Here is a 17,423-nt window from a genome sequence, read left to right on the forward strand (position 1 = left end):
TTTGTACATTTATAAATTGCTTATCTTCGGGCGCTATTATAAATGTTCTAAAAAGCTGAGTCAGGCATGGAAGCCAGATTCAGTTTTTTGGATTAAGAGGATATTCAAAAAGTGATATATAAGTTGATTCTCGCTCGTAGTATTTGCTAAAAACCAGGTTGGGCCCATTCGTGTGAATCTGCCGGTTCACACGCCTTTCAGCTCTGCTGAAAGGTGCAGTATGATGATATAACAAGGAAATGGATCAAGAGTACATACTAGCACTTAAGGACTTTTTGAACATGCTCTTTAAATAAAATATTGAAATGAAATTTACTTGTCAAAGAATCATAAATAAATGATTGCCTTGCTTTTCTTTGGTTTTTCCAATAAGATATTAATGATGTAAACATTGATATAGTGCGTTTAATCCTAATCGGATAAAGCTCTCTCAAACGATAATTTTATAGAAGATATTCATTAAAAAGTTATCTGATTTATTGGAAGCATGCATGTTTAGACTAGACGGAAAAACAAATTTTGCTCTATAGTGTATAAACAAGGTTAAAATTTCTTATATAGGTAGAACAAAGATGGAAAAGAAGTATCATATAAGCATAGCTGCCTGAAGCTCCAAGCATTCAGCTGCTTACAGACTTTTAAAACAAGGTTTGTAACCCAATTGGTTTGCCGCTGAATTATCGCTGTGTGCTTTTTTCTTTTATTAGAATGCTATAGTTGGGCTTATGCAAAAAAAGATTTTACTACTTACCCAGTTGCTTAATAAGAACGAATGTTCTGTGATGTGTATAGAGGAAGTTTTGAAAGGAGAAGATGGTTCGTGGAGAAAGAAAATCAATACTCTGACAGTTCTATTCAGGTGCTGGAAGGACTGGATGCAGTACGCAAACGGCCAGGGATGTATATTGGAAGTACAGACATCCGTGGATTACATCATCTTGTTTATGAAATTGTTGATAATGCTGTCGACGAAGCATTGGCAGGTCACGGCAATCAAATTATGGTAACCATACATAAAGATGAAAGTATTTCAGTGGAGGATAAAGGCCGCGGGATGCCAATCGGGATGCACGCGACCGGAAAGCCGACAACGGAGGTTATTTTCACTGTTCTGCATGCAGGCGGAAAATTCGGTCAGGGCAGTTATAAAACAAGTGGAGGACTGCATGGGGTAGGAGCTTCCGTTGTAAATGCCCTATCTGAATGGCTGATCGTAACGACTTATCGTGATGGGCGTAAATATGAGCAGCGTTTTGAAGATGGCGGAAAGCCTGTAACCACTCTGGAGGATAAAGGCCCTTCGAAAAAGAAAGGTTCCTGTATTCACTTTAAACCGGATCCGTCCATCTTCTCTACAACGGTATTTAATTTTGAAACTATTTCAGAGCGTTTAAGAGAATCTGCCTTTCTGCTCAAGGGCCTGAAAATTGAGCTGAAGGATGAACATAGTGGCGAACAGCAGGTTTATGAATATCCTGAAGGGCTGCAATCCTTTGTAGAATGGCTGAATGAAGAAAAGGACGTTCTTCATCCGGTTGTTTCGTTTGAAGGAGAGCAATCGGAAATTGAAGTTGAATTTGCTTTTCAATTCAATGATGGATTCGCTGAAAATATGCTCTCATTCGTAAACCATGTGCGGACACGTGATGGCGGCACACATGAATTTGGAGCAAGAGCTGCAATCACCCGGACCATGAATGATTATGCGAGAAGAGCCGGTTTATTAAAAGAAAAAGATAAGAATTTAGAGGGGACAGATATCCGGGAAGGATTGACAGCAATTATTTCTGTTCGTGTCCCGGAGAATAAATTACAATTTGAAGGGCAGACAAAAGGAAAGCTGGGAACTACAGAAGCACGCTCTGCAGTTGATTCCGTTGTGTCTGAAAATCTGACTTACTTTTTAGAAGAAAATGTTGAAATCTCTTCTTTGCTGATTAAAAAATCGATTCGTGCGAAAGAAGCAAGAGAAGCAGCGAGAAAAGCACGGGAAGAAGCCCGTTCCGGTAAAAAGAGAAAAAGAAAAGATACCTTATTAAGCGGGAAATTAACCCCGGCTCAATCGAAAAACCCTAAAAAGAATGAATTATACCTGGTAGAGGGAGACTCTGCAGGCGGATCGGCAAAACAAGGCCGGGACCGTAAATTTCAGGCAGTGCTTCCATTACGGGGGAAGGTCATTAATACAGAAAAGGCAAAGCTTGAGGATGTCTTTAAAAATGAAGAAATCTCAACAATTATTCATACAATTGGAGCGGGTGTCGGCGGAGATTTTAATATGGAAGATGTCCAATATGACAAAATTATTATTATGACCGATGCAGACACCGATGGAGCACATATCCAGGTGCTTCTGTTAACTTTCTTTTACCGTTATATGCGCCCATTAGTAGAATCAGGAAAAGTGTTTATTGCACTTCCGCCGCTGTTTAAGATTTCTAAAGGTAAAGGAAAAAAAGAAAAAACGCTTTACGCTTGGGATGAAAAAGAGCTGAAAAAAGCAGTCACAGAATTAAAGAATGGTTATATTATTCAACGCTACAAAGGTCTGGGCGAGATGAATGCTGATCAGTTATGGGAAACAACAATGAATCCAGAATCCCGTACGCTTATTCGTGTATCCATTGATGATATCGCCAGAGCGGAACGAAGAGTAACCACCCTGATGGGGGATAAAGTAGAACCGCGCCGTAAGTGGATTGAAGGACATGTTAAATTTGGTTTGGAAGAAGACGGGACCATTTTAGAAAATGAAAATATTCATAAAGAAGATTAGTTCGGATTGTAAGGAGTGATTCCATTTGGATCATACAGAGAAATATTTAGATCTTCCTTTAGAAGAAGTTATCGGAGATCGTTTTGGAAGATACAGTAAATATATCATTCAAGATCGTGCCCTTCCTGATGCAAGGGATGGATTGAAGCCTGTGCAACGGCGTATACTTTATGCAATGCATGTAGAAAGAAATACACATGATAAGAATTTCAGAAAAGCCGCTAAAACTGTTGGAACAGTTATCGGTAACTATCATCCGCATGGAGATTCTTCTGTTTATGAAGCAATGGTACGCTTAAGTCAGGACTGGAAAGTACGTAATGGGCTCATTGAAATGCATGGAAATAACGGCAGTATTGATGGGGATCCTCCTGCTGCAATGCGTTATACGGAAGCGAGGCTGTCTCCTATTGCTTCAGAGCTTCTGCGTGATATTGATAAAGAGACGGTTGAGTATATTCCTAACTTTGATGAAACCACAGATGAACCTGTTGTTTTACCGGCAAAATTCCCGAACCTGTTAGTAAATGGATCAACCGGGATATCTGCAGGGTATGCAACGGATATCCCTCCTCATAATTTGGGAGAAGTAATCGATGCTGTTATTACGCGGATTGACAAACCTGAGGCCGGTGTAGATAAACTGATGCAGGTGCTGAAGGGTCCAGATTTCCCGACAGGCGGTATTATTCAAGGTATTGAGGGAATTAAGAAAGCATACGAGACTGGAAAAGGAAAAGTTATTGTCCGTGGTAAAGCGGCTATCGAGAGCTTAAAAGGAAACCGTGAGCAAATTGTTATTACGGAAATTCCATATGAAGTAAACAAAGCAACGATGGTCAAGAAAATGGACGAGCTGCGTATCGACAGGAAAGTAGAAGGAATTGCTGAAGTCCGCGATGATACGGATCGCACTGGATTACGTATTGTTGTTGAGCTGAAAAAGGATGCGAACAGTGAAGGTATCTTAAACTTCTTATACAAAAACACGGATTTACAAATTACCTATCATTTCAATATGGTTGCTATTAAAGATAAAACACCGAAGCTTTTATCATTGCCACAGCTTCTTGATGCGTATATCAGTCATCAACGTGAGGTGGTAACGAATCAAACACGGTTCGACTTAAACAAGGCTAAAACCAGAGCGCATATTGTGGAAGGATTAATTAAAGCTATTTCGATTTTAGATGAATTGATTGCAACCATTCGTGCGTCAAAAGACAAAGCGGATGCCAAAAATCAAATCATGATAAAATACGGATTTACAGAACCGCAGGCAGAAGCTATTGTTACACTCCAGCTTTACAGATTGACGAATACGGATATTGTTCAATTAGAGGAAGAAGCAAGTGAACTGAAAAAGCAAATGGAAATGCTTTCTGAAATCCTGAATAGTGAGAAGAAGTTACTCCAGACCATTAAGAGTGACTTGAGACAAATCAAGAAAAAATTTGCGGATGCCAGACGTACACATATTGAAGACAAGGTAGAAGAATTAAAGATTAATATTGAGGTTACCGTTGCAAGTGAAGATGTACTAGTTTCCATTACCAGAGATGGATATGTGAAGCGCACAAGCTTACGTTCTTATTCAGCTTCCAACAATCAAGATTTACCGCTGAAGGATGATGATCATCCAATAAGTTTATTAGAGGTCAATACAACAGATGATTTATTAATCTTTACAAATAAGGGAAGATATATATTATGCGCTGTTCATGAACTGCCAGATATTCGTTGGAAGGATATGGGGCAGCATATCTCGCATATCGTACCATTAGAAAAAGAAGAACATCTGATTAAAGTAATTCCTGTTCGTGATTTTAAAGAAGAGGAAGGATTTTTAGTGTTCTTTACCCGAAACGGCATGGTTAAACGAAGTGAATTCCAGCTTTACGAAGCACAGAGGCGTGGAAAAGCATTAATTGCCTTAAACCTCAAGCAAAATGATGAGCTTGTACAAGTAAGCCGTACAGATGGAAATAAAGATATCTTTATCACAACAAATAAAGGTTACGGCCTATGGTATGAGGAAGCTGAAGTATCTATTGTCGGTCAAAGAGCAGCAGGGGTAAAATCGATTGCTTTAAAAGACGATGATTATGTTGTAAATGGACAAGTATTTGATCACGAAGTACAAAAAGATTTATTTGTGATAACGCAGCGTGGAGCTTGTAAACGTATGAAACTAAAATCCTTTGAAAAAGCAAGCCGTGCCAAGCGCGGATTAATTATGCTGAAAGAATTAAAACAGAAAGCTCATCGGATTGAAGGATTCTTTATGGTAAATAAACAAGAAACGATTTGTTTTAGAACGAAAAATGGCGGTACGCAAAAGATATATCCACTGGAGTTATCTATTGCTGATCGTTATAGTAATGGTTCTTTTATCATTGATACGGATCAAACTGGTGAAGTAATCGAAGTGTATAAAGAAACAGCCTATGAAAAGCCATTTGAAGATATGGGCGGCGAAATATAGTCAATCCAAAAATCTCCTTAGCACGTAATAACGATGCCGGGGAGATTTTATACTATAACACCAAGCTTTGAACAAAGTATAAATGCTTTTTATCATAATGAACTGAAACGTTTCTTGACTTTAGTCGTGAGCTCTTGCCGGGTTTATGATAAAAAAACATTTTATCTTTTTGTTTGCCTAACTCCCACCTTTTGATAAAATAGATATGGAAGCGCATTCAATTTTTGGGGTTTAATATTGTTAAAACTTCCTGTAAAAAAATTTCAATCTATCGAAATAAATAATGAATGCGGTATTTAAGTCAAAGGGGGCACGAGGATGAATTTTGATTTAACCAAAGAACAAAAGATGATTCAGCGAATGGTTTCTGACTTTGCAGAAAAAACCATCCGGCCAAGAGCAATAGAAATCGATGTAAATGCAGCTTTTCCAGAAGATATCTTTCAAGAAATGGGAAAGCTTGGCTTATTAGGAATTCCTTTTCCTGAAAAATATGGAGGCTCTTCCGGTGATACCGTTTCATATGCAATAGCCGTAGAGGAAATTGGACGGCGTTGCGGAAGCACTGGATTAAGCTATGCAGCTGCCGTATCGTTGGGAGCCAGTCCCATTTACTATTTTGGAACCGAAGAACAAAAACAAAGGTTCTTAAAGCCGATTGCTGAAGGACACTCGTTAGGAGCTTTTGGATTAACAGAGCCAAATGCGGGATCAGATTCTGGAGGCACAAGAACGACTGCTAAATTAGATGGAGATGCATATATTATTCAAGGAGAAAAATGTTTTATCACCAATGCCAGCTTTGCAGATTTTATTATTGTTACGGCTGTTACGAAAAAAGATGAAAACAATAAAAATCGAATTTCAGCCATTATTGTTCCAACAGATGCTGAAGGGCTAACAATTCGCAGTAATTATGAAAAAATGGGAGTCCGCGGATCAGATACAGCAGAGATCATCTTAGATAATGTCCGTGTCCCCAAAGAAAATTTACTTGGAACAGAGCATCAGGGACACAAACAATTTTTGAAAACATTAGATGGCGGGAGAATTTCTATTGCTGCGTTAGCAGTTGGTGTTGCACAGACTGCTTTAGATCGTTCCCTGCAATATGCCAAAGACCGGAAGCAGTTTGGGAAATCCATTTCCAGTTTTCAGGCGATTCAATTTAAATTAGCTGATATGGCTATGGAGATTGAGCTTGCCCGGAATATGGTTTATAAAGCTGCCTGGTTAAAGGATCAGGACAGGAATTTTTCCAAAGAAGCGGCATACGCCAAATTGTATGCATCAGAAATGGCCTTTCGTGCTGCAAATCAGGCGATTCAAATTCATGGCGGCTATGGTTACATGCGTGAATATGAAGTAGAAAGACTATTAAGAGATGCTAAATTACTGGAAATTGGAGAGGGAACCTCAGAGATTCAGCGCCTGGTTATTGCGAGGCTCCTAGGCTGCTAGAGAAGGGGAGAAGTCAATGATAAAAAAAATATTAATTGCTAATCGAGGGGAGATAGCAAGGAGAATTATCCGTACCTGCAAACAATTGGGTATTCAAACAGTAGCTGTATATTCAGACGCTGATCAGAATGCGCTATTTAAAAATGATGCTGATGAAGCGTATCATATCGGACCATCACAGGTACAGCAAAGCTATCTTCAATTAGACAACATCATTGGAGTTGCTAAACAGACAAATGCTGATGCGATTCACCCCGGTTATGGTTTCTTAAGTGAAAGCCCGGCATTTGCAAAACGCTGCCGAGAAGAAAATATTGCCTTCATCGGTCCACAAGCAGACATATTACGGCTGATGGGGAGCAAGATTGAAGCCAGAAAAGCAATGATAGAAGCTGGGGTACCAGTAATTCCAGGTACAGATCGAGCTGTAGGCTCTGCAGAAGAAGCTGTCCGATTTGCTGAAGAAATTGGCTATCCGGTTATGTTAAAAGCATCTGCCGGGGGCGGCGGTATCGGTATGGAGGTAGTGCATTCAGCCGATGAGCTGAAAAAAGCTTTTGAAAACAATTCCAAGCGGGCTGCATCTTTCTTTGGTGATGGCGCGATGTTTTTAGAAAAGCACATACAAAATAGCAGACATATTGAAGTGCAGGTATTAGCAGATCACCATCATCATACAGTTCATTTATTTGAACGGGAATGCTCGATTCAGCGTCGCAATCAAAAGGTATTAGAGGAGGCTCCTTCTCCATCCATTTCTGAACAGCTTCGCGAGGAATTAGGAAGAACTGCCGTTATCGCAGCGGAAGCAATTCATTATACGAATGCCGGGACAATTGAATTCTTAGTTGATGAATCAGAGCAATTTTATTTTTTAGAAATGAATACACGTATTCAGGTAGAACATCCAATTACAGAGGAAATTACCGGTATTGATATTGTCAAGGAACAAATCAGTATTGCAAATAATCAGGTACTCTCTTTTAAACAGGAGGAGATAGTAAGGAAAGGCCACGCGATTGAGGTCAGGATTTATGCAGAGGATCCTGTTCGCTTTCTCCCATCACCAGGTAAAATCACAGCGCTTGAGTTGCCGGAAGGGAAAGGTGTCCGCAATGAGTGTGCAGTTACTTCTGGAGATACAGTAACACCTTTTTATGATCCGATGATTGCGAAACTGATTGTTTATGGAGAAAAACGGAAAGAAGCAATTAATAGCCTGGAGGAAGCACTCCGTCAATTTAATATTGAAGGAATTAAAACGAACATACCTATGCTGCAGGAAATTATAACGTATGAAGCATTTCTGAAAGGAAATACACAAACATCTTTTTTAAGTAAATACTATCAACCAAATTCAGGAGGTAATTAACATGGAAATTAAAGCATCAATGGCAGGAAATGTATGGAAAATTACAGTTCAACAGGGAGAAGCAGTAGAAGAAGGACAGGATGTTGTCATTTTAGAGTCTATGAAAATGGAAATTCCGATTGCTTCCGAAGAAAAAGGAACTTTGAAGGAATGGAAGGTGCAAGAAGGGGATTTTGTCAATGAGGGAGATACAATGGCAATTGTTGAATAAACCAGTCTGGAGTGTATATCTATGCAATATATAAACTATGAAACGGTTGATGAGAATATCGCTGTTTTAACATTCAACCGGCCGGAAGCTGCAAATGCTTTATCTTCAGCTTTATTAACAGAGTTAGAGAATAGTATCCAACAGATTAGAGCCGAAGAAAAAATCCGTTGTGTAATTATAACTGGAAGCGGAGAAAAAGCTTTTTGTGCGGGGGCTGATTTGAAAGAACGAAGGACCATGAGTGATACAGAGGTTGTATCTGCCGTACAAAAAATCGGCAGGGTCTGTGATTCTATAGAAAAAATAGATGTACCGGTTATCGCTGCTATCAATGGGGTTGCCTTTGGCGGAGGGCTGGAACTCGCTTTAGCCTGTGATCTGCGGATTGCCGCCAATCATGTAAAGCTGGGGTTAACAGAGACATCTTTAGCGATTATCCCAGGTGCTGGAGGAACACAGCGGCTGCCTAGATTAATAGGAATAGGGCAGGCAAAACTGCTAATTTATACTGCCAAAACTATCTCGGCAGAGGATGCTTTAGCAATCGGACTGATTGAGCGGTCAGTCGCCCCGTCCTTTTTACATGACGAAGCAATCAGTATCGCCCGGAAAATAACAAAAAACGGCCCAATCGCTGTGAAACAGGCTAAAAAAGCTATGAATCAGGGTATTGATCTTCCACTGAATGAAGCAATTCAACTGGAACATGAATCTTACCTGAAGGTTATACCGACAAAAGATCGAAAAGAAGGCCTGCTGGCATTTCAAGAAAAAAGAAAGCCCGATTATCACGGAAACTAAAGCTGGAAGGAGTGTACTTATATGAGTATTGAGAAGGAACTGGAGCAGCGTATTGAAAAAATAAAAAAGGGAGGAAAACAAAAATATCATGACAGTAATGCTGAAAAGGGGAAGCTTTTTGCAAGAGAAAGAATTCATCTTCTTTTTGATTCACATGAGATAATGGAGGATGGCTTATTTGCAAATGCGCTGGCTGAAGATTTGCCGGCAGACGGCGTCATTACTGTCACAGGAAAAATAAATGGTCAGACAGTCTGTGCGATGGCAAATGATTCTACTGTCAAAGCGGGAAGCTGGGGGCAGCGGACTGTGGAGAAAATTTTACGTATCCAGGAGACAGCAGAACGGCTGGAAGTGCCGATGATTTATCTGGTTGACTCTGCCGGTGCAAGAATTACTGATCAAATAGATATGTTTCCGGGAAGAAGAGGCGCAGGACGGATTTTTTATAATCAAATTAAGCTGTCTGGAAGAGTTCCGCAAGTCTGCTTATTATTTGGTCCATCGGCGGCCGGGGGAGCGTATATTCCTGCTTTTTGCGATATTGTTATCATGGTTGATGGAAACGCATCCATGTATTTAGGTTCTCCACGAATGGCGGAGAAGGTCATTGGAGAAAAGGTTTCCTTAGAGGAAATGGGCGGAGCAAAGATGCATTGCACAACCTCAGGGGTAGGTGATGTATTAGTAGATACAGAGGAGGAAGCTATTCAATTTACACAGAAGTATTTAACGTATTTTCCCGCCAATTTTCGGGAAAAACCAAAAAAAATGGATTCTATGGAGCCAAAGACATTTGATAAGCCTATCAGCGAAATTATCCCGGAAAATCAAAATGCAGCTTTTAATATGTACAATCTGATTGACCGTACAATTGATGAAGGCAGCTTTTGTGAGATAAAAAAACGCTTCGCACCAGAATTAATCACAGGACTGGCGCGTATTGACGGCCAAAGTGTAGGGATTATTGCAAATCAGCCCTGTGTAAAAGGAGGCGTCCTTTTTACAGATTCAGCAGATAAAGCAGCGAAGTTTATCCAACTATGTGATGCGTTTGAGATTCCGCTGCTGTTCTTAACAGATGTACCAGGATTTATGATTGGAACTAGAGTGGAGAAGCAAGGGATTATCCGCCATGGAGCAAAAATGCTGTTTGCAATGAGTGAGGTAACAGTTCCTAAAATATCCGTTATTGTCCGAAAAGCATATGGGGCAGGTCTATATGCGATGTCAGGGCCTGCTTTTGAACCGGATTGCTGCTTAGCTTTCCCCAATGCACAAATTGCTGTCATGGGGCCGGAAGCGGCGGTGAATGCGGTGGAAGCAAATAAAATCGCCAAGCTTCCAGAAGAAGAAAGAGCAGCTTATATTCAGGAAAAGCAGACGGCTTATAAAGAGAATATTGATATTTACCGTTTGGCTTCGGAAATGATTATTGATGATATTATTGATCCAGATCAGCTTCGCAAGGAATTAATCAGTCGTTTTTCCGTTTACCAGAATAAAAATAAGCAATTTACAGAAAGAAAGCATGGGGTTTACCCTGTGTAAGAGCTTTTTTAACGCTCAGGTTAATTAGAACCTGAGCGTTTTAGTATACATAGATAAATTAATATCATTTTTATAATAATCTTGTTTATCTAAATTATCTGATATATAATAGGTTAGAAGATTAATTGGAAAGGGGTGAGGTTGATGTCTGCTAATTCAATAGGTTTAGTTTGTCCATCCTTGCTCATGGTTGATAAATATTAATGGCTGGCCTTATGGATGGATGAGACTGTGGGGCTTCCATCATAAAAGATTTTTCATAAAGCATCTTTTAAATAAACAGGAGAGCCGAAGCATATAGTTTTGGCTCTTTTTTTATCGCATAAGAATTATAGAATTATTGCCTTGTGTATAACTATTCATAGAAAAACAGCCGCGTCCAGCTCCGAGCACCAAAAACTAGAGATTTCACGTCACGCCCTACGATAAGTCAACATCGGTTTAAAGTAAAGGAAGGCCGACTAAAAACAGGCTGAAGCCTAACGTCGGCATACCCCTAAAGGGGCATGTTTCCTTTATCTCAGTTGCGCCGCTCCAATCTCTACGTTTTTAAGCAGGCGCTCTGCGCTTTTGTTCTTTAAAATTAGCCTTGAAGCTTATTGGATATTTTATCAATATTCGTAAGAGGGGAAGTTATATGTATGATGAAATTAAGTACGATGAAAAAAGTAATGGATACTGTTGACAGTGAATGGAGGAGCCCGCTGGGAGAAGAAATTTTGGAACGGTGGGGCTATGATGAAGGCTCTGCAACTATTTTGCGGGCAAGTGCAAATTTTATTTTTGAATTTTATAAAGAAGGGGAACAATTTTTCCTGCGATTTAATGATTTATCAGAACGGAATTATTCGTCTATTGAAGCTGAACTGAACATTGTAAAGTATTTGGGGAATAGGTCGCTAAACGTTGCTCAGCCAATAGCATCATTAAATGGAAATGATATTGAAGTCGTAGAAACGAAGCTGGGAACTTTTTTGGCAGTCGTATTTGAAGCTCTGGAAGGTAAGCATCTCGATATGGAAGAAATTTCAGATCAGCAGGCTTACATCTGGGGCAAATCGTTGGGTAATTTACATGCGAATCTTAAACAGCTGCCGGAAAAATATCGAGTTAATCGTCCAAGCTGGAAAGAGCTTTTACTGGAAGCGAAAGAAATTCTTCCAAAAAAAGAACTGGCAGCCCATAAAGAAGCTGATAAACTGTTAAGCTGGACGGATACCTTAAGCTTATCAAAAGAAAATTTCGGAATTATTCATTATGACTTTGAACTGGATAATGTGATTTTTAATGATAACACAATTGGAATGCTTGATTTTGATGATTCTTCAGTGCATTGGTTTGCAGCGGATATTGTCTACGCATTAAGAAGTGCGGGAGATTTTAATCTTGAAAACCCAGTGATAACAACATTTATTAAAGGCTATAAAAGCGAAACGGATTTAGACATGGAAATGCTCCATGTATCCTTAGGTTTTGAAAGATTACACAAATTAATATCCCTGGCAAAATTGATAAGAGCTGTCGATATTGATGCAGCTGAAGATCATCCTGAATGGCTGGTAAATCTTCGGGGAAAGTTGTCTGGTATAATGGGAAAATACCGTCTTTCCATTGAAAAACAATAGTGTAAATATAATCGGATATGATTATGAATCGGCACAAGAAAAAGAATTAAATTTTTTATAAGCGAATAGTAAAAAGAGCGATACATCCGGAATATGTGTATCGTTCTTTATTTTATGAAGCAGGTACTAGTTAAATGGGCAACAGGAAGAGTACGATTGTAGAAAAAGCAGTTGATTCTGAGAAATCGATGCCATTTCATTCAATGTAGCAGAGGTAATTAATTAACCATAAAAATATTATGTAAACTAATAAATTTAATATCTAGAAATCAATACGAATATTACGTATAATGAAAGTGTTATGCAGAAGACCGGAAGAAACATTCAAACGTAAAAAATAGGTATGAATATGAAGGACAAAGGGGAAAAGGCTTGTGATCACGCATATGGAAAAAAGGGTAACGGAACAGCAAATTGCATCTCTTTATCAGGAAATGAAAAATAGGGGAGATAAAATTAATGCAGGTAAGATGCTTGATATACTGGAAAAATACTTTAACCAGGAATTTATTATCACATTGACAGGGCATTTTTCTGCGGGAAAGTCTTCATTAATAAATCAGTTATTAGGGCAGGAGATTTTAGCGAACAGTCCCATTCCTACCAGTGCAAATATTGTTAAGATCTCATCTGGAGAAGGTACTGTCGAAGTGTTTTTTCATAATGGGGAAGTGATTGAATACCACGAACCGTACGATTTAGAGCAAATTAAAAAGTTCTCAAAAAATAAAGATCAGATAAAAAAAATGCATATCAGTACCGGCGAGGATATTTTACCTCCTCATACAGCTATTTTAGACACGCCGGGAATTGATGCCGCAGACGATATTGACAGAATGCTCACAGAAGCATCTCTTCACTTATCAGATTATCTTATTTACGTAACAGATTATAATCATGTTCAATCTGAAGTGAATCTGTTATTTCTTCAGGCGATGCAGGAAAATGGTCTCCCATTCATGATTGTTATCAACCAGATAGATAAGCATAGTGAAGCGGAGCTGCCTTTTGTCGAATTTGATAAAAAAATTAAACAAACGTTTGATCAATGGAATCTGCACCCTTCTTCCATTTTCTACACATCTCTTAAAAATCCGGAAGCACCGCATAATGAATGGTCAGAGCTGAAAGACACCGTATTTCAGATGCTCAGGTCTAAAGATGATTACATGACGATGGATGCGAGTATTCGACAAATTGTGAAAGATCATAAAAAAAAAGTACATCGGGAAATGTCGAATCAAAAAACATTTTTAGATGAAGCCGGGGAAGTGTCATTGACAGAGCGAATAGACACATTAACGGAAGAGATTGAAAACCTGCAGGAGCAGCCGGGGAATATAGCAGCCGGGTTTTTAAATGAGGTCGATCAGACGGCGAAAAATGCGTATCTGATGCCGGCAGATTTAAGAGAGCTTGCAAAGGCTTATTTGGAATCTGTGCAGCCTGACTTTAAGGTCGGCGGCTTATTTACAAGCAGTAAAAAAACGAAGGAAACAAAAATAGAGCGGAAGCAAGCCTTTATGAATGCTTTAGAAAAGAATGTTGAAACCACATTAAAATGGAAGCTCCGCGATAAGTGGTATGAACAAATTGAAATGAATCAACTGGATTCCTCTTATCAGGAAAAAAGTGTCTCCTTTTTAGAATGGTCTTTAAGAGAAGAGCTGCTGGAAAGCAATTTGCGTAAAGGCGCAACCATAAATGGAGATTATATATTAAATTATACGAATGATATTGCTGCCAGTTTAAAGACACATTTCAAAAAACAAATGAGACAGCTGGCAAAAGAAGTAAGAACAGAGCTTGAAGAAAAGAATAAGAATCAACTGCAGGAATGGACGCAACAATTGCAGGAGCTGCAGGCTGCAGAAGCGGATCAGCAAGCCAATCACGCACTGGAAAGCAAGGAAGCAGCTTATTTCAAGCGTTTAGATGAGCAGCAGGAAAACCCTGATGAGTTACCGGAAGTCATCACAGAGATGAAGGAAGAGCTTCAAGCGCGAATAGTAATTTCGAGACAGGGAACAGAGGCTATGGAAATGCTTGAAGAGGAGATATATGCTGAGGAAGTAGAAGAAGTGCAGGAAGAGACAGGGAACGAGACACCTGCAGCAAAAGACGAGCATGTCGTCCGTGATATAGATAACGTTTTACAAGCCATTCGTCTACCCGGGTTTGAAAGCTATCGGCAGGACTTAAAGAAACGAAAAATATCTTTAACAGAACGCTCCTATACCATTGCTTTGTTTGGTGCATTTAGTGCCGGGAAATCCTCCTTTGCCAATGCTATTCTTGGAGAACATGTCCTGCCGGTATCACCGAATCCGACAACAGCTGCGGTTAACCGGATTCGTCCCGTTACAAATGAAAACCGGCACCGGGATGTTATTGTCACCTTTAAATCAGAAGAAATGCTGGTAGATGATATAAAGACTCTGGCAAAGGAATGTGAACCGCCAAATGCTTCTCTGGATGAGCTGATTACATGGCTGAAAACAAAGAATGTATTGATAGATTCACGTTTGCCGAAAATGTATCAGGCTTATTTAAATGCGATGCTCGATGGCTATGAAGGGGCCCAATCTGTCATTGGCTCTGCCCAAAAAATAACCTATGATAATTTTGAATCTTACGTGACAGATGAAGAAAAAGCGTGTTATATTGCATCAATGGATCTTTTTTATGATTGTGAAGTAACGAAACAGGGAATTACGCTGGTTGACACACCGGGTGCCGATTCGATTAATGCCAGACATACGAATGTATCCTTTGAATATATCAAGCATGCAGATGCTATTTTATACGTTACCTACTATAATCATGCGCTTTCCCGTGCGGATAAAGATTTTCTGATGCAGCTTGGACGTGTAAAGGATGTATTTGAGCTCGATAAAATGTTTTTTATTGTTAATGCAGCAGATCTTGCCAGTGATCAACAGGAATTAGATCTGGTATCCGGGTACGTCAAAGAGCAGTTAGCACAACTGGGAATTCGTTTTCCGCGTCTTTACCCTGTTTCGAGTAAGCTGTCTTTAGCCGAAAAATTAGAGCAAAAAACACTAAATGAGCAGATGCGGACATTTGAATCCCGTTTCTATGATTTTATTCATCATGACTTAACTGCGCTTGCAAAAAGAGCAGCAATCAGCGATATCGAACGGTCAGGTGAAGCACTAGAACAATTTATCCAATCGTTAAAATTAGACCAGTCTGCAAAAACAAAGCGGAAAGAAGTACTGCAAAATGCTTACCAGCAAATCGTTCAAACAGCGGAAAATTTAGATTTAGTCTCAACTGAAAATAGATGGCGCCAAAAATTAGAAAAACAAGCCTTTTTTCTAAATCAGCGCTTTGCAATCCGCTTTCATGATCTATTTAAAGAAATTTATAATCCGACAACGATTACGGAATCAGGCAGAGCCGGCCGGGAGCAGATGGCGAAGCAGTTTGAACAGCTGGTCCTCTATATGGAAACGGAGCTGCATCAAGAGTTGTTAGCTGTTTCTTTACGAGTTGAGCAGCTGTTAAAAGGATTGTTAAAAACTAATCAGCTTGAAATGATAGAAAAAGCGAAGAGATTTGATCCTGTTTTTTCAATATCTGAGTGGGATATTTCAGGATTCAATACACCTGATTTAACAATTAAACTATCGATACAAAAGCAGAGCGAGCTTCAAAAATTATTTGGTAAATTTAAAGATACAAAAACGTTCTTTGTTCAAAATCAAAAGGAAGAGATAAAGGAGCAGCTATACGAAATCATAGCGTCCGATGTCCAGGATTTTGTAGAAGAAGGTGCAAAATTGATTCAGTTGTCTTATCAGGAACAGTGGGAGGAAGGGATTCAGCAAGAAAAATCAGTCCTTGTACAGGAAGCGGATGTACTTTATCAGCAATTTATCGACCGTTTATTTGTCGAAGTGGACATGGATGATCTGGCTGATAGAAAAGAACAAATGGATCTGATTTTAGATCGTTACAGAGAGGAAGGAAATGAAGCATGACAGCAAATAAAGTTTTATTAGTAGATGGGATGGCACTTTTGTTCCGGGGATTTTTCGCAACATCTTTCCGGGGGAATTTTATGTATAATTCAAAAGGAGTTCCGACAAATGGAGTTTATCAATTTCTGCGCTATTTAACAGATGCCATTCACACTTTTGAGCCATCGCATGTTGTCTGCTGCTGGGATATGGGAAGCAAAACATTCCGGACAGAGATGTATGACGGGTATAAAGCAAATCGGGATGCGCCGCCTGTGGAATTAATTCCGCAGTTTGATCTGGTAAAAGAAATTGTGCAATCTTTTGATATTCCTAATATAGGGTTAGAAAACTTTGAAGCGGATGATTGTATGGGTACACTTGCAAACATATATAATCCAGAAAATGAAGTATTTATTCTTTCTGGAGATCAGGACTTGCTTCAATTAGTAAAAGAAAACATCCGAGTTATTATTATGCGGAAAGGCCAGGGGAATTATGAGGTCTTTGATAAGGATAATTTCTATGAGAAAAAGGCCCTTTCTCCGGCACAAATCATTGATTTAAAAGGATTGATGGGAGACTCTTCAGATAATTATCCTGGAGTGAAAGGAATTGGAGAAAAAACAGCCTTGAAATTGCTGCAGGAATTTGAAACGATCGATGGTTTAGTAAAGAACATTGAAAAGCTTCCAAAAGGAGTACAAAATAAATTACAGGCCGATATGGATATGCTTTATTTATCACGGCAACTGGCGGAAATAAAATGTGATGTTCCGATTAGCTGTGATTTAGAAGGTTCCAGATGGGATTTTAAAGAAGATAAAGTGATAACTGAATTGGATAAACTGGAATGGAAGCATCTGGATCGTTTACTTGCTCCAATAAAAAATAAACCATCTGTGCCATTTTAAATTAACCCAACTTCCGCACCTGAGAATAAACAAGTTATTTTTTAAGGTGAGAAAGTAGAGAAATTAATTTATTTTCTTGCAGGGGGTATCCGTTATACCTAGGAAGGGTATAATGGATACCCCTTTTGTTTTTTGCTCTGAAGTATATGAAATGCAGACAGGGGTTACTTATGCTTGCAGTAGAAATGAACCGAAGACTGATGTGTTCTTTATAATGAACATTTATTGGGTCTGTATAAGT

General features: G+C 39.2%; 10 protein-coding genes. All 10 read left to right on the plus strand.

Going from position 1 to position 17,423, the window contains the following annotated elements; translation table 11 throughout:
* Nucleotides 1-820 precede the first annotated feature (820 nt).
* The 10 genes from parE to BN1068_RS03285 all read left to right on the plus strand — a co-directional run bounded on the left by parE (nucleotide 821) and on the right by BN1068_RS03285 (nucleotide 17,182).
* Complete coding sequence (parE, locus tag BN1068_RS03240) at nucleotides 821-2,776, plus strand: DNA topoisomerase IV subunit B (RefSeq protein WP_139344696.1); 1,956 nt, start codon at nucleotides 821-823, stop codon at nucleotides 2,774-2,776.
* Between the two features lie 25 nt (nucleotides 2,777-2,801).
* Entirely contained in the window at nucleotides 2,802-5,261 is a 2,460-nt protein-coding gene (parC, locus tag BN1068_RS03245; RefSeq protein ID WP_077601386.1) for a DNA topoisomerase IV subunit A, read from the plus strand.
* A gap of 318 nt (nucleotides 5,262-5,579) precedes the next feature.
* Nucleotides 5,580-6,722 (plus strand): acyl-CoA dehydrogenase family protein, encoded by a 1,143-nt coding sequence (locus BN1068_RS03250; protein WP_077601387.1) that lies wholly within the window; start codon nucleotides 5,580-5,582, stop codon nucleotides 6,720-6,722.
* 16 nt (nucleotides 6,723-6,738) lie between these two features.
* A complete protein-coding gene (locus BN1068_RS03255; protein ID WP_077601388.1) occupies nucleotides 6,739-8,094 on the plus strand; it encodes an acetyl-CoA carboxylase biotin carboxylase subunit in 1,356 nt (451 codons plus the stop codon).
* Nucleotide 8,095: 1 nt separating this feature from the next.
* Entirely contained in the window at nucleotides 8,096-8,305 is a 210-nt protein-coding gene (locus BN1068_RS03260) for an acetyl-CoA carboxylase biotin carboxyl carrier protein subunit (protein WP_077601389.1), read from the plus strand.
* A 21-nt stretch (nucleotides 8,306-8,326) separates the two neighbouring features.
* Entirely contained in the window at nucleotides 8,327-9,106 is a 780-nt protein-coding gene (locus BN1068_RS03265) for an enoyl-CoA hydratase (protein WP_077601390.1), read from the plus strand.
* Nucleotides 9,107-9,127: 21 nt separating this feature from the next.
* Complete coding sequence (locus BN1068_RS03270) at nucleotides 9,128-10,657, plus strand: acyl-CoA carboxylase subunit beta (RefSeq protein WP_077601391.1); 1,530 nt, start codon at nucleotides 9,128-9,130, stop codon at nucleotides 10,655-10,657.
* A 641-nt stretch (nucleotides 10,658-11,298) separates the two neighbouring features.
* Nucleotides 11,299-12,282, plus strand: coding sequence for a phosphotransferase enzyme family protein (locus BN1068_RS03275; protein ID WP_077601392.1), 984 nt, complete (start codon nucleotides 11,299-11,301; stop codon nucleotides 12,280-12,282).
* A gap of 374 nt (nucleotides 12,283-12,656) precedes the next feature.
* Complete coding sequence (locus tag BN1068_RS03280; protein ID WP_254846689.1) at nucleotides 12,657-16,289, plus strand: dynamin family protein; 3,633 nt, start codon at nucleotides 12,657-12,659, stop codon at nucleotides 16,287-16,289.
* Complete coding sequence (locus BN1068_RS03285; RefSeq protein WP_077601393.1) at nucleotides 16,286-17,182, plus strand: 5'-3' exonuclease; 897 nt, start codon at nucleotides 16,286-16,288, stop codon at nucleotides 17,180-17,182. Before BN1068_RS03280 ends, BN1068_RS03285 begins: the two co-directional genes overlap by 4 nt.
* Nucleotides 17,183-17,423 lie beyond the last annotated feature (241 nt).

The organism is Oceanobacillus sojae, from assembly GCF_900162665.1.
In the GTDB taxonomy this organism is placed as follows: domain Bacteria; phylum Bacillota; class Bacilli; order Bacillales; family Amphibacillaceae; genus Oceanobacillus; species Oceanobacillus sojae_A.

Coding starts and splice junctions, on each gene's coding strand:
- BN1068_RS03250 (WP_077601387.1), top strand. CDS start 5,580: ATGAATTTTGATTTAACCAAAGAACAAAAGATGATTCAGCGAATGGTT.
- BN1068_RS03255 (WP_077601388.1), top strand. CDS start 6,739: ATGATAAAAAAAATATTAATTGCTAATCGAGGGGAGATAGCAAGGAGA.
- BN1068_RS03260 (WP_077601389.1), top strand. CDS start 8,096: ATGGAAATTAAAGCATCAATGGCAGGAAATGTATGGAAAATTACAGTT.
- BN1068_RS03265 (WP_077601390.1), top strand. CDS start 8,327: ATGCAATATATAAACTATGAAACGGTTGATGAGAATATCGCTGTTTTA.
- BN1068_RS03270 (WP_077601391.1), top strand. CDS start 9,128: ATGAGTATTGAGAAGGAACTGGAGCAGCGTATTGAAAAAATAAAAAAG.
- BN1068_RS03275 (WP_077601392.1), top strand. CDS start 11,299: ATGATGAAATTAAGTACGATGAAAAAAGTAATGGATACTGTTGACAGT.
- BN1068_RS03285 (WP_077601393.1), top strand. CDS start 16,286: ATGACAGCAAATAAAGTTTTATTAGTAGATGGGATGGCACTTTTGTTC.